This window comes from Achromobacter sp. Marseille-Q0513 (assembly GCF_018195695.1).
Taxonomy (GTDB): domain Bacteria; phylum Pseudomonadota; class Gammaproteobacteria; order Burkholderiales; family Burkholderiaceae_B; genus Achromobacter.
Genome location: NZ_JAGTJY010000118.1, coordinates 1 through 18,980 on the forward strand (window position 1 = coordinate 1; position 18,980 = coordinate 18,980).

Annotated in this window: 8 protein-coding genes; 4 read left to right on the forward strand and 4 right to left on the reverse strand. The window is 68.8% G+C overall.

Annotation, left to right across the window (positions count from 1 at the left end; translation table 11 throughout):
* From KDH83_RS20785 to KDH83_RS20795, 3 genes are all read right to left on the reverse strand, one after another.
* The coding region (locus tag KDH83_RS20785; RefSeq protein WP_212319375.1) for an STN domain-containing protein at positions 1–364 on the reverse strand (364 nt) is incomplete at its 3' end.
* Positions 365–492: 128 nt separating this feature from the next.
* The gene (locus KDH83_RS20790) at positions 493–1,728 is read right to left on the reverse strand and encodes a cyanate transporter (RefSeq protein ID WP_212319377.1); all 1,236 of its coding nucleotides are present in this window, start codon (positions 1,726–1,728) and stop codon (positions 493–495) included.
* A gap of 4 nt (positions 1,729–1,732) precedes the next feature.
* A complete protein-coding gene (locus KDH83_RS20795) occupies positions 1,733–2,206 on the reverse strand; it encodes a nucleoside deaminase (protein ID WP_212319379.1) in 474 nt (157 codons plus the stop codon).
* Between the two features lie 169 nt (positions 2,207–2,375).
* Here KDH83_RS20795 and KDH83_RS20800 point away from each other — a divergent pair, with 169 nt between their 5' ends.
* The 4 genes from KDH83_RS20800 (at position 2,376) to KDH83_RS20815 (ending at position 7,411) form a co-directional block, all read left to right on the forward strand.
* A complete protein-coding gene (locus tag KDH83_RS20800) occupies positions 2,376–3,275 on the forward strand; it encodes a LysR family transcriptional regulator (protein WP_212319381.1) in 900 nt (299 codons plus the stop codon).
* A gap of 86 nt (positions 3,276–3,361) precedes the next feature.
* Positions 3,362–3,877 (forward strand): sigma-70 family RNA polymerase sigma factor, encoded by a 516-nt coding sequence (locus KDH83_RS20805; RefSeq protein WP_212319383.1) that lies wholly within the window; start codon positions 3,362–3,364, stop codon positions 3,875–3,877.
* Between the two features lie 2 nt (positions 3,878–3,879).
* Positions 3,880–4,842, forward strand: a complete 963-nt coding sequence (locus tag KDH83_RS20810) for a FecR domain-containing protein (RefSeq protein WP_212319385.1) — start codon at positions 3,880–3,882, stop codon at positions 4,840–4,842.
* Between the two features lie 97 nt (positions 4,843–4,939).
* On the forward strand, positions 4,940–7,411 hold the full coding sequence (locus KDH83_RS20815; protein ID WP_212319387.1) for a TonB-dependent receptor: 2,472 nt from the start codon (positions 4,940–4,942) through the stop codon (positions 7,409–7,411).
* 81 nt (positions 7,412–7,492) lie between these two features.
* Here the strand turns inward: KDH83_RS20815 and KDH83_RS20820 are convergent, their stop codons facing one another.
* Positions 7,493–18,961 (reverse strand): S8 family serine peptidase, encoded by an 11,469-nt coding sequence (locus KDH83_RS20820; protein ID WP_212319389.1) that lies wholly within the window; start codon positions 18,959–18,961, stop codon positions 7,493–7,495.
* Positions 18,962–18,980 lie beyond the last annotated feature (19 nt).

The window sequence follows — 18,980 nt, forward strand, 5'->3', positions numbered from 1 at the left end:
CCGCGGCGGCCCCCGCCGCCCCCCCCCCCCGGGCGGCGGGGTGGACCGTGCCGGGGGAGCCGTAGCGCGCCTGCAAGCCCGAGTCGCCCAGCATCTGCCGCAGCGCCGATTCAGCCGTGTAGTGCCCCGCCACGCCGCGCGAGCGCCTGCCCGCGACCAGCCCGCTGTCGTACAGCCCGGAATGTCCGGTGCTGGCGGTGAAGCGCTGCAGCGCCTCGGCCAGCGGCAGCGCCGGGATGTCGAAGAAGTGCAGGCCCTGCGCGCCCTCGGCCGGCGCCGCCTGGCCGCGCGCCGCCAAGGCGGCGACGAGCAGGAGGCAACGAGTCAGGAACCGCGCGCCGCGCGCGCCTCGAAAGTGAGCCATGGCAGGAATAGTCGAACATAGCCGTCGATGCTCACCGCGAGGACGGGAGGCGCCAGTGCTGCCGCAGCATAGTCCGGGCATGTGACGGGTACATGACGCGTCACGGCGCAAGGCCCGCGTCGCCGGCCTCAGGAACGGCTGGAGCGCGCCCGCGCCGCGTCGGCGCGCGGCGCGGCCATCGCCCTCGCATAACTGGACGGCGCGGCCCGCAGGTACAGCGCGGCGACGACGGCGACGCAGGCCAGGTGCAGCAGCCAGCCGTCGCGAAAGCCCCCGGTGGCCTCGCGCAACGCCGCCACGATCCAGGGCGGCGCCGCCGCGATCAGGAAGCCGCCGCCCTGCACATAGGAAGACAGCACGCCGGCGCGCAAGGGATCCGGCAGATGGTCCAGCGCCACGATCAGCGACAGGGCGAAGCAGCCGCCCAGTCCCGCCCCCAGCAGCATGGCCCAGGCGATGGGCGCCGCGTCCGGCCGCCACGCCAGGGCGGCGAAACCCGCCGCCTGCAGGACCAGGGTCAGCCACAGCCAGGGTCGGCGGTCCTCGTGCTTGCGTGCCAGCACCGGCAGCAGCAACGCCGCGGCCGCCTGGCATACCGTCAGGGCCGCGAGCAGGCTGCCGCTGGCCGCCGCGCTCCAGCCCCGCTCCTGATAGAACGGCGCCAGCCACGCCACCACCGACGAATAACCGCCGTTGACCAGGCCGAAGCAGGCCATCAGCAGCCAGACGCGCGGCCGCGCCAGATAGGTCGCGGCCGCCATGCGGCCGGAGCGGACGGCCTCATCGGGCGGCAGGCTGCGCGCCGCCAGCGCCAGCGCGAGCAAGGCGGGCACGGCCATCCAGGCCAGGCCGACGCGCCAGTCGCCGCTGGCGGCGGCCGCGAGCGGCGACAGCTGCGCGCCCAGCGCGCCGCCCGCCATCAGCATCGACGAATACAACCCCATGACCACGCCGACATGTCGCGGGAACTGCCGCTTGATGATGCCGGGCAGCACGGCCTGCACCACCGCCGCGCCCAGGCCCAGCATGGCGGCCGTGCCGATCAGTTGCCAACCGGCCGAGGCCCATAGCCGCAGCGACGAGCCGGCCGCCAGCAACGCCAGCGCCAGCAGCACCGCGCGCCGACCGCCGAGGCGCGCCTGCACGGCCGGCCCCGCGAAGGCCACCAGCCCCATCAACAGCATGGGCACCAGCGTCAGCAGCGACATGCGCTTGAGATCCAGGCCGGTGTGCGCGCCGATATCGGCGGCCAGCGGGCCGATGCCGGCGATGAAGGGCCGCAGGTTCAGCGCCACCAGGGCGATGGCGGCCAGCAGCAGGCCGGCGGACGCGGGGTCCCCGGCCCGGGTTCCTACACGCGCCATCGCTTCATGCCCGCCGGTTGATGGCCTGCTGCCATTGCGCATACAGCCCGGGCCCGCCCTGCTCCGGCACCGGCACGTGCCGGATCCGCATGGACTGCTCTTCGAAGGGCCTGGCCAGATCGGCGTAGACCGCCGCCGTGGACAGCCCGTAGGGCGCGCCGTCGTCGTTCGAATAGGCGTAGGCCACCTCGCGGATGCCCGCCAGCCGCATGGCCGCCATGCACATGGGACAGGGATGGCCGCTGGCATAGACCGCGCAGCCGCTCAGGTCCGGCGAGCCAAGCTTGCGGCTGGCGGCGCGCACGGCCATCAGCTCGGCATGCGCGGTGGGGTCGTGCGACACCAGGATCTCGTTGACGCCGGTGGCCAGCACCTGGCCGTCGCGCACCAGCACCGCGCCGAAGGGACGCCCGCCGGCGGCGATGTTGGCGCGGGCCAGCTCGATGGCCATGTTCAGGAAATGCAAGGTATCGCTCATGTCTTCTGCTCCGGGTTCGCGCGGCGGCGGGCGAGCGGCATCCGCGCCGTCGTCCGTGCTGTGGTCCGTGCTGACTATAGCGAGCGGGGGTAATATTTAAAAATTAAATATTCAGATGAACCAGATCCATTTTCCGCATGCCCCGCATGTGGAAGGTCCTCACGCCGCCATGCTAGATCCGCGCCTGCTGCGCTCCTTCGTCGGCATCATCGACGCGCAGAGCTTCACCGCCGCCGCCGACCGCCTGAGCATGACCCAGTCCACCATCAGCCAGCAGCTCGCGCGGCTGGAGGAACAGGTTGGCTCCGCCCTGGTCGACCGGACCGCGCGGCCCATCGTGGCCACGGCCGCGGGCGAGCGGCTGCTGGGCTATGCCCGCAGGATCCTCGCCCTGCAACAGGAGGCGCAGGCGGCGCTGGGCGATCCCGCCGGCACCGCGCCGCTGCGCATCGGCGTGCCCGAGGACCTGGTCAACGCGGCGATGGCCGCGACCTTCCGCGATTTTTCGCGGCGCCATCGGGAAATCCATCTGGACGTGACGGACGGCCTGAGCCGCGACCTGACCCAGCGCTACCGGAGCGGCGAATTCGATATCGTCATCGTCAAGGAAGCCGCCGCCGGCCCCGACTGCCGGGCCTCGTTCCCGGAACCCATGGCCTGGTTCGAAAGCCTGGACGCGCCGCGCGCCTGGCCCGATCCCGTGCCGCTGGTGACGTTTCCGCCCGGCGGGCTGTACCGCGACGCCATGTTCGAACGCCTGGAGCGCGAGCGGCTGCGCTGGTACAACGCGTTTTCCGGCAGCAGCCTGCACAACGTGCTGATCGCGGTCGAGGCGGGCATCGGCCTGTCGCTGCTGCCCCGCAACGCCGTGGCCGGCTATCGCGTCCGGCTCCATGCGCGCTTTCCCGCCGAGGCGCCGATCGTGGTGTCGATCTACGCCAGGGAGCGCGAGGGCATCGTGGGCGAGCTGGTGGAGTTGCTGCAGGCCGTCTTGGAGCGCAGGCAGGCCTCGCCGGAGCGAGGCGCGCGCCGAGCGACGACCGCGAAGCGGATCGCGCCACGGCGCTAGGCCCCGCCAGGCTCCCCGAACCGGGCAAGCTCTCAGGGATCAGATAAAATAAAAACAATTCCCATTTGCATTTTTTGAGGTGTGCCTTGCCTCTGCCTGATCCCGCGCCGGCCGATCCTGTCGCGAAACTCTACCGTGATCATCATGGCTGGCTGTCGATATGGCTGCGCAAGAAGCTCGGCAACTCCTTCGACGCCGCCGACCTTGCCCACGACACCTTCCTGCGGCTGATGGCGGGACGGCGCAGGGAAAACGCGGGCGCGGAACCTCGCGCCTTGCTGACCCACATCGCCAAGGGCCTGGTAGTGGATCATTGGCGCCGCCGCGCGCTTGAAGACGCCTATCTGCAAGCCGTGGCGCAGTTGCCTGCGCGGGAAGCGCCATCGCCGGAAGCGCGGGCGCTGATCCTGGAAACCCTGCTGCGCATCGACGCCACATTGCGCACGCTGCCCGCCAAGACGCGGGAGGTCTTCCTGCTGTCCCAGTTCGACGGCCTGGGCTATGACGCCATCGCGGAGCGCCTGCGCGTGTCGCTGTCCACCGTCAAGCGCCACATGCAAGCGGCCTTGACCGCCTGCCTGATCGCCTACCAGGCGGACTGACGGTGCACGACGCCATCGATCCCTCCATCCTGCAGGAAGCCGCCGGCTGGCTGGTGCGCTGCCAGTCAGAAACCTTGTCCGCCTCCGACTATCAGGCGCTGGCCCTGTGGCGCGGACGCAGCGCGCAGCACGATGCCGCATGGCGCCGTGCTGCCGGCATGATGCGGGATTTCGGCCAGGTGCCGCCCGGCATCGGCCGCGACACCTTGCGCGGGCTGGAGCGCCCGAAGCGTCGCCAGGCCGTGCGCGCGCTGGCCGGGCTTCTGGTCCTGGGGCCGGCGGCATGGCTGGGCTACCGGGCGCTACCGTGGCAGGAATGGCGCGCCGATCTGCGCACCGCAACCGGCGAGCAGCGCAGCCTGGATCTTGTCGACGGCACCCGACTGGTGCTGAACACCGCCAGCGCGGCCGACATCGACTACACCCCGCGACAACGCACGATCTGGCTGCGGGCGGGGGAAATCCTGCTGACCACCGGCCATGATCCGGCCCGCCGTCCTTTCGTCGTCCAGACAGGACAGGGAGCGATTCGCGCGCTCGGAACCCGCTTCATGGTCCGCGACGAGGGCGACGCCATACGGGTCGCGGTCTTCGAAGGCGCGGTTGAGATCCGGCCCGCAGCGAATGACATGCCGGTGGTGCTGAGCGCGGGAAGCCAGACCGTGTTCAATGCCAGCGAAGTCGAACCGCAATGGCAGGCCGATGCCTCATCGGCATCGTGGGAACAAGGCATGCTGGCCGTGCAGAACTGGCGCCTGACCGACCTCATCGACGAACTGGGCCGGTATCGCCGGGGCCTGCTGCGCTGCGACCCCGCGGTGGCGGGAATGCGCGTATCCGGAGCCTTTCCGTTGCGCGACGTCGACGCCAGCCTGCGCTTGCTGGAAAAAACCCTGCCCGTGCGCATCCGCCGGATCACGCCATTCTGGGTCACGATCGTTCCAGGCACGCCAGTTACAAATTAATCGCCCGCCCGTTGACACTTTTTTCGGCCTTCTACGGTGTACCAGGTGAATCGCCGCGACATGCGAGCGCCCCCTGCTTCCCACGAAGGATCGTTTCATGCTTTTGCGCCCCTCCCGTCCGCCGCGCCCGCGCCGCGATCAGCCGTTCCTTGCGTCCATGGGCGCGATCACGCGAGCCGCCGCCCTTGGGCTGCTATGCGCGGCGGCCGGAATGCCCGCGGCCGCCAGGGCCGAGGGGTCTGCCAACGCCGGCGCCGTCGCCCCGCGCAAGATCTACGCCATCGAAGCCGGCCCGCTGGGCGATGTCCTGGCCCGCTACGCCGCGCAGGCCGGAGTGCCCCTGTCCTTCGAACCGTCCATGCTCGCGGGCCTGCATAGCAGCGGCCTGAGCGGCGCCTATACCGCGCAGGAAGGCTTGTCCCGCCTGCTGGCCGGCTCCGGCTATGCCCTGTCGGACCAGGGCGGCGGCGCCTACACGCTGCGCAAGCTGCCCGCTCGGGAGGACGGCGAGGCCACCCTGCTTTCGAGCATCACCGTCGCGGGCACCAGCGCATCCGCTTCCGAATTGCCTGCCGGCTATGCCGGCGGCCAGGTGGCTCGCGGCGGCAGGCTTGGCCTGCTGGGCAACCGCGATGTAATGGATACGCCATTCAATCTCACCAGCTATACCGCCGACCTGCTGGCCAATCGCCAGTCCGTGACCCTGGCCGACGCGTTGAGCGCCGAACCGTCGGTGCGCTTCACCGGCCAGATCGGCGGCGTGACGGATTCGTTCTACATCCGCGGCTTCCCCATCGGGGAAGGCAACCTGGGCGAAATCGCGTTCGACGGCGTCTATGGCGTCGCGCCCAACTACCACGTGTTCTCCAACTACATCGAGCGCGTCGAAGTGCTGAAAGGGCCGGCAGCGCTGCTATACGGCATGTCGCCCAACAGCGGCGTGGGCGGCGTGATCAACATGGTGCCCAAGCGGGCGCTGCCGGAAGACCTGAGCCGCCTGTCCGCCGACTACGCCGGCGCTTCCCAGTTCGGTGCGCGGGTGGACCTGAGCCGCCGCTTTGGCGACAACCGGGAATGGGGCGTGCGCGTGAACGGCATGCAGCGCCAGGGCGATACGCCGCTGGACAACCTCTATTCGCGCACCACCATCGGCGCGGTGTCGCTGGACTACCAGGGCGAACGCCTGCGCGCGTCGCTCGACCTGCTGGCGCAGAACGAGAAGATCGACGCGCCGACGCGGCCGTTCCTGGTGGCCGCGGGCATCGACGTGCCGCAGGCGGCCGATGGCCGGCGCAACGCCACGCAACCCTGGGGCTGGTGGAAATCGGATGGGCAATCGGCCTTGCTGCGCGTGGAATACGACGTCAGCGACCGCCTGACGCTGTTCGCCGATGCCGGCGGCTCCGACACCGTGGTGTCACGGCTGTCCGACCAGACCCCGACCATCATCAACGCCGCGGGTGACACCCAGGTGACGCCCAACCATTTCAAGTTCGAGGTCAACCGAAGCACCTACAACGCGGGGCTGCGCGCCAAGCTGGACACCGGACCGGTGCGTCACGCCATCAGCCTGATGGGCAGCCTCTACAGCGACCGCAATCTGCAAGCCAGCGTGGCCAGCGCGCCGCTGACATCCAATATCTACCATCCAGTCACCCGTCCCGAACAGCACATCACCGCGCCTGCCAATGTGCCCAAGGTCTCGTCGTCCGAGCTGTCCGGCCTGGCCCTGGCCGATACGCTCAGCATCCTGGATGAACGCGCGCAGCTGACCCTGGGCTTGCGCCAGCAACGCATCGAGTCGCGCAACTTCAATGCCGCGACCGGCGCCCGCACCGTCAGCTACGACGAATCCGCCACCACGCCGCTGGCGGGCCTGGTCATCAAGCCGTGGAGCAATGTCTCGCTGTACGCCAACTACATCGAAGGCCTGAGCAAGGGCGACGTGGCGCCGGCCACCGCTACCAACGCGGGACAGGTGTTCAAGCCCTATCGATCCAAGCAGAAGGAAGTGGGCGTGAAGGTCGACCTGGACAGCGCCATGCTCAGCCTGAGCGCGTTCGAAATCACCAAGCCCAGCGGCCAGCTGAGCAACGGCGTGTACGCCGCCGACAGCGAACAGCGCAACCGTGGCGTGGAATTGAGCCTGTCCGGCGAACCGGCGCGCGGTTTGCGCCTGCTGGGCGGCCTGACATACCTGGACGCGGAACTGACCCGCAGCAGCAGCCGCGCGACCCTCGGCAACCGGCCCGTAGGCGTGCCGAAACTCTCGGTCAACCTGGGCGCGGAATGGGACACGCCGTGGGTCGCGGGACTGACGCTGACGGGCGCGATGATCCATACCGGTCGCGAATACGTCAACCAGGCGAACACGCAATCCGTGCCTTCCTGGACGACCTTCGACCTGGGCGCGCGCTACACCGCGAAGGTCTACGGCAAGGACGTCACGCTACGCGCGAACGTCGTCAACGTGTTCAACCGCGCCTACTGGTCCGGCGTGGCATCCTACGGCACGATCTCGCAAGGCGTGCCGCGCACCGTGATGCTGTCGGCATCGATGGACTTTTGAGCGCTGCCGCCGGGCACAGCGCCCCGAAGCGTGCCGCAAACGCGGCGCGCTCCGGCTCACGCTGACGGCCGCCCGCAACCGTCACTTCCAATTGGCGGCGATGACCGGCGCCAGCGCGCTCGCGTAGTTGGACGGCAGCGTGGTCTGTCCCGCGACCGGCGGGGCGAATGCCGCCATCGCGTTCACCATGTTGTCCACCTGCGCGGCGAGCAGGGACTTGCCGCCCGCCATGAAGGTTTCGACCTGGTGCTCGGGACCGGCATACCAGTCCTGGATGACGAACATGTCGCCGGTGCCGATGACGCTGACCTCCAGGTTGTTCGCCGCCCGGCTGAACCAGATCCTGTCCTGCGTGGCCACGCCGGAAAACACCGCCACATCGGCATTGCCCGCGGTCGCGTCGTTTTCCACGATGCGGTCCCTGCCGCCGCCCGGCATCAGCAGGTAGCGGTCATTGCCAGTGCCGCCCATCAGCACGTCGTCGTCGCCGAAGCCGTTCAGGATGTCGTTGCCGGCGCCGCCGTCGAGGATGTTCGCGCCGCTGTTGCCGAACAGTATGTTGACCAGCTCGTTGCCCGTGCCGTTGATCGCGGCCGTGCCCGTCAGCGTCAGCCGCTCGACGTTCGCGGACAGCGTGTAGCTCACCGAGGCCTGCACCAGGTCGGAGCCTTCGTCGGGATTCTCGATGATGACATCCAGGGCGCTGTCCACGATGTAGGTGTCATTGCCCTTGCCGCCGATCAGGGTATTGCGGCCGGAGCCGCCCGACAGCGAGTCGTTGCCGTCGCCGCCGATCAGGGTGTCGTCGCCCGCGCCGCCGGACATCACGTCATCGCCGTCGGTGCCCTGGATCCGGTCGTCGCCGTCGGTGCCGCTCATCCCGCTGCCCGGCAGATTCGCCCAGCTGGCCTTGATCACGGGCTGCAATGCCGCCGCATGCGCGGCGGGCAGCGTCCCCTCGGTGGGCATCGTCAGGCCGGCCATGGCCTGCACCAGCGCCTCGACCTGCGCCTGCATCAGCACGCTGCCCGTGTCGGTGACGAACTTCTCGACGCGATACTGGGCGCCCGCGTACCAGTTGCCGATGACGATGTAGTCGCTGGTCCCGATGATGCTGATCTGCAGGTCGTTGGTGCCCCAGCGGCGGAACCACAGCTGCTCCGCCTTGATCAGCCGCCCGAAGGACAGCACGTCCTCGTGGTTGGCGCTGGCATCGTTCTCGATGATGCGGTCGTTGCCGTCACCCCGGCCGAACACATACGTGTCGCTGCCCAGTCCGCCCGTCAGCACATCGTTGCCCGCGCCGCCCTGCAGCACGTTGTCGCCGCTGGTGCCGGTGAGCTTGTCGTCGTAGCGACTGCCCACCAGGTTCTCGATGCCGATCAAGGTATCCGTGCCCGATCCGCCGGTGGCCTGCGCCTGCGCGTTGGACAGGTCCACGGTCACGCCGGCGGCGGCGCCCAGGTACGAGACGGTATCGTTGCCCGCGCCGCCATTCATGACGTTGTCGCCCGCGCCCGCGTCGATCCGGTTGTCCAGCGCATTGCCCATGACGTTGGCGGCGCCCGCCGCGACCAGGCGCACGTTCTCGACGTTGTCCGCCAGCACATACTGGGCCAGCGACGAAACGACCGTATCGATGCCGCCGTCGGCGTCCTCCAGCACGAGGTCGCCGGCGTTGTCCACGTAGTAGAGGTCATTGCCCAGGCCGCCGCGCATGCGGTCCGCGCCCGCGCCGCCATCCAGGACGTTGTCGACGTCCGAGCCGGTCAGGATGTCGTCGTAGCGCGACCCGGTCAGGTTCTCGATGGAGATCAGCGTGTCCCGGCCAGATCCGCCGGTGGCCTGCGCGCCGGCCAGGCTCAGGCTGACCGTGACGCCGGCGTTCATGTTCGCGTAGCTGACCGTGTCGATGCCGCCCGCGCCATCCAGCATGTTGTCGCCCAGGCCGGCATACAGCACATTGTTCAGCGCATTGCCGGACAGATTGGCGGCGATCGACAGCATGATGCTGCCGTTTTCGACGTAGTCGGTCAGCGTGTACGACACCACGGAGGAATGGACGGTGTCGATGCCCTCGCCGGCGAGCTCGATCACCACGTCCGCCGCGTTGTCGACGTAGTAGACATCGTCGCCATCCCGGCCGTACATGGTGTCGGCGCCGCTGCCGCCATCGATGACGTTGGCCATCTGATTGCCGCGTATCGTGTCGTTGAAACCGCTGCCGATGATGTTGTCGATATAGAGCAGCTCATCGTTGCCCGATCCGCCCGTCACTTCAAACGCGTAGTGGTCGAACCACAGACTGGCCTGGATCGCCGACTTCGCGTATTGATAGCTGACGAAATCGTCGCTGGGCACGCCGTACACGCCCGGCATGGAACCGATGATCGTATCGTTGCCGTCCCCCGCGTACAGGATGTTGCGCAGCGCGTTCCCCCGCAGCGTGGCGCCGGCCGAGGTCACGATGCGGCCGTTCTCGACGTTGTCCGCCAGGACGTAGTACGACACCGAAACATAGGCGACATCGATGCCGCCGTCGACGGCCTCGATGATCTTGTCGTTCTGGTGATCGACGTAATGCACGTCGTCGCCCGCGGTTCCCGTCAGCGTATCCGCCACCGGCGTGCCTTGCGGCGGGCCGGCGGGCCGCGCGCCCGGCGTCATGGCCGCACTCAGCGCCGCGCGCAGGGCATCGGCCGCCGGAATCTCGAAGCTGGTGGCCGGCTTGAAGCCTGGGTTGGCCGCGCGATAGGCGGCCATGGCCTGCACGACCCCGTCCAGCTGATAGAACGAGACGCCGTCGCCGGTCTGGATCCGTTCCACCCTGGCGGTGCCGCGCGCGTACCAGTCCTTCAGCAAGACCTGGTCCTCGGTGCCCAGCACCTCCACCAGCAGATCGTTGCCGCTGCGGCTGAACCAGAGCTGGCGGGCGTTGATGTCGCTGCCGAACACCAGCGCGCCCTCGATGGCGGGCATGCCGGCCACGCCGTGCACGATGGTGTCGCGCCCGTCGCCGCGCTTGAAGATGTAGGTGTCGTTGCCGCCGCCGCCATACAGCAGGTCGTTGCCGCGTCCGCCGCTGAGGGTATCGTCGCCCATGCCGGCGTTGAGCAGGTCGTCGCCATCCAGGCCATACATGACGTTGGCCCCAGCATCGCCATGCAGTTCGTTGTCCAGCGCGTTGCCGGTCAGGTGCAGCCCGGAACCGAGCGAGACCAGCGCCTCCACGTTGGCGGCCAGCTGCAGGACGCTCAGGGTGGTGTGGATCGCGTCGTAGCCGCCGCCGGCGGCCTCGACCACGATGTCGGGCCCGTTGATCACATAGACATCGTTGCCGCCCAGCCCCTCCAGCCGGCTGCCGGCGCCGTTGCCGGTCAGGCGGTTGGCGCCGTCGTTGCCCGTGGCCACGCGGGCCTGGGTGCCGACCAGATGGATGTTCTCGACATTGACGTAGGGACGCAGGTCCAGGTCGATGGAGGACCGTATGGTGTCGCTGCCCTCGCCCGCCCGCTCCGAGATCTCCAGATACAGGTCGGGATCGTCCATGATGTAAGTGTCGTCGCCCTCGCCGCCCGCCAGCCAGTCCCGTCCCGCGCCGCCAGCCAGCGTGTCGTCGCCCTTGCCGCCGTAGAGGGTGTCATTGCCTTCGCCGCCGTCCAGGTAGTCCTGGCCGTCCGCGCCGTAGATCGTGTCGTTGCCGGTGCCGCCGTAGAGCTTGTAGTTCACCCGGAAGCCTGAGCTGCCGGCGATCGTATCGTCGCCGCCACGGCCATAAATGGACTGGACGCTGCCCGCGGGGCCAGCTGCCGTGAGCGAGTCATTGCCCATGGTCCCATAGACCGCGCGGGCATTCGGATCCAGGCCACCGTCGAATGCGCCCTGAAGGTCGGCGAACATGCCGTAGTAGGTGCCGGCCGCGCCCATCACGTCCGCCAGCACCAGATAGCTGATGCGCACCGTGCCGTCGGCGCGCGTGCGTTCGAGCTTGAGCAGGACGTCCGTGGCCCGTTCGTTGTCGCCCGACACCGGCACCCAGGCGTCCAGCGAGAACTTGCCGTCCTTCACCTTGGCCGGGTCGAGATAGCCCAGTTCCCAGCCATGCCGGCTGCGCTTGTCGTCGCGGTACTCGACCAGGCGCAGCAGGTTGTTGTAGCCCGATGCGCCGCGTTCCATCACACGGTCGCCCCGATCCATCTGCACCACGCCGAACTCCAGCGTGTCGCGGTCGAACACATAGGTGTCCGCGCCTTCGCGCCCGCGCGCATAGACGTTGCCCGCCAGCTCCAGGGTTTCCGAATTCGCCGTGCCCAGCACGACCCGATCCTCGCGGACCGCGCCCTGCAGGTTGCGCAGGCTGTCCGACGGCATGTCGACGTCGGCCGGACCGGGCCGGGGCAGGTACGGGTTGGTCGAGGCGGCGATGAGGCTGCGCACGGACACCGTGATGTCGTCGAAGACCAGCATGTCGACCTGCAACTCGCCATTGGCGCCCTGCTCGACCACCACGTCCGCGGCGTTGTAGTCCTCGCCGCCGCCGGTGATGCGCAACCTGCCGTTTTCACCGATCAGGATCTGCACGTCGGCGCGGCGATAACCCTGCATGACCAGCCGGTCGATGCCCGCCGCGCCCGCATCGCGCGACAGCAGCGCCATGACGGTCATGCCGCCATCGCCCTTGCGATAAATGTAGGTATCGTTGCCGTCGCCGCCGTTGAGATAGTCCCGCAACAGCCCGTCCCAGCCCGGCGTGCCGCGCTCCGACGGCATGGACGGACTGCCTTTCAGCGTGTACTCGGAACCGTAGATCTGGCCGGACCAGAGCTTCGTCGACATGGAGGTGTCGCGCCGGCGGGTGCCGTCGCTCAGGTTCACTCGCTCCAGATACGCGCCGCCGCCCCACAGGGTATCGTCGCCGCCATAGCCGAGCAGGATGTCCGACAGCGCGATCACGTCCCGATAGGAGTTCTTGTCTATCAGGGCCCAGTTCGGCGCACTGCCGAAATTGCCGTAGCCGCTGGCGGTCAGGTCCCTGCCCGACGCCGTGTAGTTGTACTGCCAGGAAGGCGCGTCGGCGGGCGGCGGCAAGAGGCCGCCGACGCGGAAGCTGATGCGGCCTTCCAGCATTTCGCCAGTCTCGGCGCCCGTCACCAGGGACGACTTGCGGCTGTTCGCGATGCCGAACGCCTGGTCCAGCAGGAAGTTCGGCGCGCTCTGTCCGCCGTAGGCCATCAACTGCATGTCCGGATCGGTCCGTATCATCCGGCCCTGCTGCGTCAGCAGGCCCGCGAGCTCGCGCACCAGGGGCTTTCCCTGATCGTCCAGCAGCGCGTTGAACGATATGTTCTTGACGTTGTTGTGCTCGATGCCCTGGGCGAAGTAGCCGACGATGTCCACCGTCATCTTGCCGTCGCGCGACTGAATCCGCAGCGTGTCGGCCGGCGGCAAGACGCCGGTGTACCCGCCGCTGAAGCCGACGCGCAGCGGGTCCTTGGTCTGTTGCAGGTAATACTCCAGCTCGGTCAGGTGGCCGCGCACTCCGCCCGAGGCGTTGCTGTAGCCATACGAGTACAGCGGGTTCGGCACCCGGTAGTAGATCAGCGATTCCGGCGTCTGCCCGTTGACCACCAGCGTGTCTTCGCCATCCGCGCGATACGACCCGCGGATGATCGTGATGCCGTTGGTGGCCAGGTACTTGTCGTCGCCCTCGCCGCCATCGAGGATCGCCCCCGACGGCCCGCCGGCCAGCTCGTCGTTGCCCTCGCGGCCAACCACATACCAATAGGCCGCCTCCGACGGCAGGATGGGGCCGCCGTACAGATGATCGTCCGAGGCGGTGCCGGCATAGGCGCTGAACTTGGTCTTGTCGCCGATCAGGCCGGAATCGTAGACGGCGACCCAGCCGAAGTCGACGGGGATGTAGCCGTCATTGACCGGCTCGTAGTCGCGCAGCTTCTTGCGCACGCCATCGGCGAACACCACGGTCGTGTCGTCGGAGAAGTCCTTCAGGGTCAGCGAATTCGCGCCCCACTTGATGGTTCCCCGGATCTGGTGGAACAGGTCGAAGGTGACCGCGTTCGACGCCACATCGGTGAACACGATGGTGTCCGCCGCCGACAGCGCCCAGACGGTATCGTTGCCCGAGTTCGAACCGACCCGGATCGTGTCGGTGCCGGAGCGGGCGATGATGACGTCGTCGCCGGTGCCGCCGTCGTACAGGTTGACGCCGTCGCCGCCGATCAGCGTGTCGTTGCCGGCGCCGCCATACAGCTCGTCATTGAAATCGCCGCCGTTGAGCAGATCGTTGCCGTCGTCGCCGTACAGCACGTTGTTGCCCGCGCCGCCCGACAGGCTATCGTTGCCGGCGCCGCCATAGAGCGTGTCCGCGCCATTGCCGCCGCTGAGCACGTCGTCGCCCGCGTCGCCGCGCAGCTCGTCGTCGCCGTTGCCGCCGGTCAGCCGGTCGTTGCCGTCGCCGCCATACAGCTTGTCGTTGCCGTCGCCGCCGACCAGCTCGTCCTGACCGGCGCCGCCGGCCAGCGTATCGTCGCCGGCGCCACCGTCCAGGCGGTCGTCATCGGCGCCGCCGTCCATCACGTCCTTGCCGGCGCCGCCGCGCAGCACGTCGTTGCCCGCGCCGCCATAGAAGGTGTCGTCGCCCTGCCCGCCGCCGTCCAGGATGTCGTTGCCGCCGCCGCCATACAGCGTGTCGTTGCCGGCGCCGCCGTAGAGCTGGTCGTTGCCGGACAGCGTTCCCGCCACGTCGTCGCCGTACAGCGTGGCGCCGTTGTTGGCGGCGCGCAGCACGTCGTCGCCGCCGCCGCCCACCAGCGTGTCGGCGCCCACCGCGCCGTTCGGGGCCAGCATCTCGACGCGGTCATTGCCCGCGCCGGTGTCGATGCGGTTGCCGCCCGCCAGGGCGTAGACCAGGTCATTGCCATCGCCGGTGCTGATCTGCAGGCCGTTGTTCTTGCGCGCGTAGACGATGTCGTCGCCGCCCAGGGTATCGAAGGTCTTCAGGCCCAGTTTTTCCTGGACGATGACGTCGCCCGACTGGGTCAGCGCCTTGCCGGTCAGCAGCAGCGAGGCGCGCGGGCCTCCCTGGAAGTACATATTGTCCGGCACCAGCTCGATGTCGTTGGCCGCCAGGCGGTCGACGCTGAAGGTGAACGGCACGTACAGGTCGAGGCGCTGGCCATCCTGGTTGGTCAGGCGCACCCGCGCCGAGAAGCTGTTGACATCGACGCTGGCGTAGGTCGCCGTCACCGTGAAGCGCAGGTTGGCCGCGTCCAGGAACTCGACCGAGTCCAGCGCCTCCAGGTCCACGATGCCCGAGGTCTTGAAGCCAGGGCCGAACACGAAGCGGTCGGCGCCCGCGCCGCCCGTCAGGATGCCGCCCAGGGACGTCAGCGTGTCGTCGCCGTCACCGCCATCCAGCAGGCCCGAGCCCGTCAGCCTGTCGTTGCCGGCCTCGCCATAGAGGTAGCCGCTGCCGATCAGCACGTCGTCGCCGGCGCCGCCCCGCATGGTGGTGACATCGGAGCCATAGTGCTGCACCCCGTACCACATGATTTCGCCGCCCTGCATCAGGACGCCGGAGCCGTCAGTGCGCACGCCGCGCAGGGTGTCGTCGCCCGCGCCGCCATTGAGCGTATCGGAGCCGGCCGTACCCAGCAGGGTATCGTCGCCGGCGCCGCCGTCCAGCGTGTCGTTGCCCGCGCCGCCATCGAGGTAGTCGTTGCCGTCGCCGCCATTCAGCACGTCGTCGCCCGCGCCCCCCATCAGGATGTCGGCGCCCGCGCCGCCATACAGCCGGTCGTCCCCGCCATTGCCCGTCAGCAGATCGTCGCCGGCGCCGCCGTCCAGCACTTCCGCGCTGTCGTCGCCGATGATTTCGTCATTGCCGGCGCCGGCGTAGTAACTGCGCGGACTGTTCTTCAGCGCCCGCTCCCATTCCGGCCCCAGGCCCACCGGATTGGCGCTGGCCGCGCCCGCCACCAACAGGTCGTCGCCATCGGTACCTTGCGGTCCCCAGTTCACGCCGATGATCTCGAAATTGCGCGCCAGCTCATCGAGCGTGTAGAGATCGTTGCCGACGCGGTAGAAATCGGCCCAGGTGGTCAGGCTGGTGCGCACGCGCTCCAGCGTGGGGTTGTAGCCGATGCGCTCGTTGTGCTGATAGGACACCACGCCGCCGCTGACGACGCCGTTGAAATAGACGCCATGCTCGGTGACCATCAGGCCATCACGGGCGTAGGGCTTCCTGCGGCCGACGATGGGCAGCGCGGAGACCTGCACGATGTTCTTGTTGGTGACGGCGCCCGACACGGGATTGAACTTGATCTCGCCCGTGGTCGACATCCAGCCCAGCTGGGCATCATCCAGGATCTGCCGCTGGCCCTGCAGCAGCACGCTGCGGGTGCCGCTGCCGCCGGCATAGCTCAGCAGCAGGCCGTCCGCGCGCAGCGTCTGGGTCACGGCCCCCGGCACCAGGCGCCGGGCCGAGCGCAGCGTCAGCGTATCGCCCGCCGCCGCGTTGAAGTCCGTGATCACCGTGGTACCGATGCCGTCATCCTCGATGACGAAGGTGTCGGCATCGTCGCCGCCCGTCAAGGTGTCGCCGATCCCGCCCAGCAGCACGTCCTTGCCGCCGCCGCCCGACAGCGTGTCGCTGCCCTGGCCGCCTTCCAGGCGGTCCTTGCCGTCGCCGCCGATCAGCCGGTCGTTGCCGCGCCCGCCGATCAGGTTGTCGTTCTCGGCCCCGCCGATGAGCGTGTCGTCGCCGTCGGTGCCGACCACGCGGTCGATGCCGGCATTGACGCCCAGCGCATAGCCGTTGGCCCGGCTGGCCGTGGCGCCGGACAGATCGATGTAGACCGCCTGGCTCAAGGCCGAGGCGTTCAGTTCGGTCGGTCCCGCCTCGGCGGCGATGTTCATGCGGCCGGCGTATTCGTCCGTCAGCACATAGCGCCGGACCTGATCCGCGCCCGCACCGACGATCTGCAGGCTGGCGTGGATCGGGCTCGTGCCGGCGGCGCCGGCGGCCTTGTCCTCGACCAGCAGCTGCCAGCGTCCCTTGGTGTCTTCCCCACGGAAATGCACGCTCATGAGATCGACGTTCAACGTCGAGGACGCCGCCGGGTTGCCGATGCCGCCCGCCAGCCCCGGCCGGTCCAGCAGGATGCTGCGGGTGCCGTTCGGCGATATCAGCGTCACGACCAGATCGCTCCAGCGCAGGTGGCCGATGTTCAGCTGCAGCAGCACCTGCTCGGCACGCACCGTCTGGTCCAGGTCGAAGGTCAGGATGCGCTGGCCGCCATCCGGCAGCGCCTCTTCCTGCGCGCCGACCGCGTCGGTGTAGACGGGCGGCTTGGTCGGCGAGACCCAGGTTTCCGCCATCCGCACGGCGGCGGCCGCGTCGACCATGCCGAAGCCGAAGTCATGGCTGAAGTGCATGCCCTCGCCGTTCCAGGACTTGTCCTGGTTGCCGGACCAGACCGTGTCCGACGCGGCGCCAGCGCCCATGTTCTTGCGCGCGGTCAGGGCCAGGATGGTCTGGACGTCGCGATAAGTGAGCTTGGGATTGGCCTGCAGCATCAGGGCGGCGATGCCGGCCACGATGGGCGCCGCCAGCGAGGTGCCCTGCGTTTCGGTGTTGTCGCCGCCCAGCTTCTCGCCATCCGGCGTCTCGACCGAGACATTGGCGGTGACGATGTTCGAGGCGGGCGCGGCCACCAGGATGTTGGCGCCGCGCTCGCTGAACGCCTTGGTGGGCTGGTTGCTGCCGCCCAGGTTGCCGACCTGGTTGATGCCGCCGACGTTGATCGTGTATTCGTTGGACGTCAGCGTGTTGAGCCCCGCGTCATAGCCCTTGGCGCGCTGGTTGCCGGCCGCGTACACCATGACGGTGCCCAGGCCGCCGCGTCCCGTGGTCGCCGCGCTCTTTTGCGCGTTGAACTCGGCCTGTGTCTGCAACAGGATGGCCGGATCGCCGGCCTGCAGGCTGGCGAACCAGCCGAACTGGTCCGGATTGCCCTGGCCCCAGCTGTTGTTGACGACGTCGTAGTCCCGCATCGTCATCAGGTCTTCGCGGAAACGCGCCACCGTCGCGGCGGGGCTGGAGAACGGGATGAATCCCTTGGAATCCAGCGTCGCCTCGTGGGCCACGCCGACGCCGCCGATGCCGTTGCGCGCGGCCCCGATCACCCCCGCCACCTGGGTGGCGTGGGCGGAATGCGTGGCGGTGTCCTTGAAATACGCGCTGCGGTTCGCCGCCAGGTCCGCGTGGTTCAGATCGGCGACCTGCCGGTCCACCGCGAATTCGCCGCTGGGCTCCAGCACCAGCACCTTGACGCCCTTGCCGGTGTAGCCGCGGTCCCAGACCGCGGGCGCGCCCACGGCGCCGAGATACCACTGCTTGACGTAGTCGGGATCCGTCGGCGCATTGGCCGGCACCATCAGCACCCGGGCCTTCATTTCGGACTGGACGCTCGAATCGGCCGCGCTGGTGATGATTGGCGCCGTGTTGCCCTGCGCGTCCTTGACGCGATAGCTGAATTCAATCGGCCCCGTGTGTCCCGGCGCGCGGGTGAAGGTCACGGTCCTGCCATCCTGGCTCAGCGACACGCTGCCGCCGACCGCGTCGCCAACCCAGTGGATCGACAGCTGGGCGGCGTCGAGCGATTGGAAATCCAGGTCATTGGCCAGCAGGCTGGCGGTCGCGATCGTCACGTTGCCGCTGGCCGCGACCACGATGCGGTCATCGACCGGCAGCGGCGCGTCCAGGCCGAGATCGAGCGTGGTCGAGGTCGTGCCCGTCTTGAACGAGAACTTCTCGACGTTGGTCAGCACCATGGTGCCATCACGGCCCTGCACCAGGTCCGTGATCTGGTAGCCGCCGTTGGCCGTGCGCACGAAACGGTACTCGGACAGGGCGCCCGACAGCTCGATCAGGTCGATGCCGGCGCCGCCGTCTATGGTGTCTCGACCCGCGGACGCCGAGATCACGTCGTTGCCCGCGCCCGCGTCGATGACATCGTCGCCCGCGCCGCCGTCGATCACGTCGCCGCCGTTGCCGCCGAAGATCCGGTCGTTGCCGCGTCCGCCGCGGATCAGGTCGTCGCCGTCCTCGCCGTAGATCACGTCGTCGCCGTCCTGCCCCGACAGCGCGTCGTCCGCGCTGCCGCCACGGATGTAGTCGTCGCCGGCGCCGCCTTCGATGAAGTAGTTGTCCGCCCCGCCGCCGACCAGCACGTCCGCGCCGTAGCCGCCATAGACGACCTCGACGTTGGCCTGGTACAGGTTCAGCGTCACGCCACGGTCGTCGGCGATCACCACGGTGTCGATGCCCGCGCCGCCGTCGATGTCTGCCTGTCGGTCGTCCGCGTCGATGACCAGCAGATCGCTGCCCGCGCCCGCCAGGAACTTGTCCGCGCCCGCGCCGCCGATCAGCCCGTCATTGCCGGCCGTGCCCACCAGCGTGTCGTTGCCGGCCTGGCCCTGGGCCTGGGTCGCGCCGCTGCCGTTCAGGTCGATGCGCACGCCCAGCATGCTCCTGGCCACCAGCGCC

Coding starts and splice junctions, on each gene's coding strand:
- KDH83_RS20790 (WP_212319377.1), bottom strand. CDS start 1,728: ATGGCGCGTGTAGGAACCCGGGCCGGGGACCCCGCGTCCGCCGGCCTG.
- KDH83_RS20795 (WP_212319379.1), bottom strand. CDS start 2,206: ATGAGCGATACCTTGCATTTCCTGAACATGGCCATCGAGCTGGCCCGC.
- KDH83_RS20800 (WP_212319381.1), top strand. CDS start 2,376: ATGCTAGATCCGCGCCTGCTGCGCTCCTTCGTCGGCATCATCGACGCG.
- KDH83_RS20815 (WP_212319387.1), top strand. CDS start 4,940: ATGCTTTTGCGCCCCTCCCGTCCGCCGCGCCCGCGCCGCGATCAGCCG.
- KDH83_RS20820 (WP_212319389.1), bottom strand. CDS start 18,961: ATGCTGGGCGTGCGCATCGACCTGAACGGCAGCGGCGCGACCCAGGCC.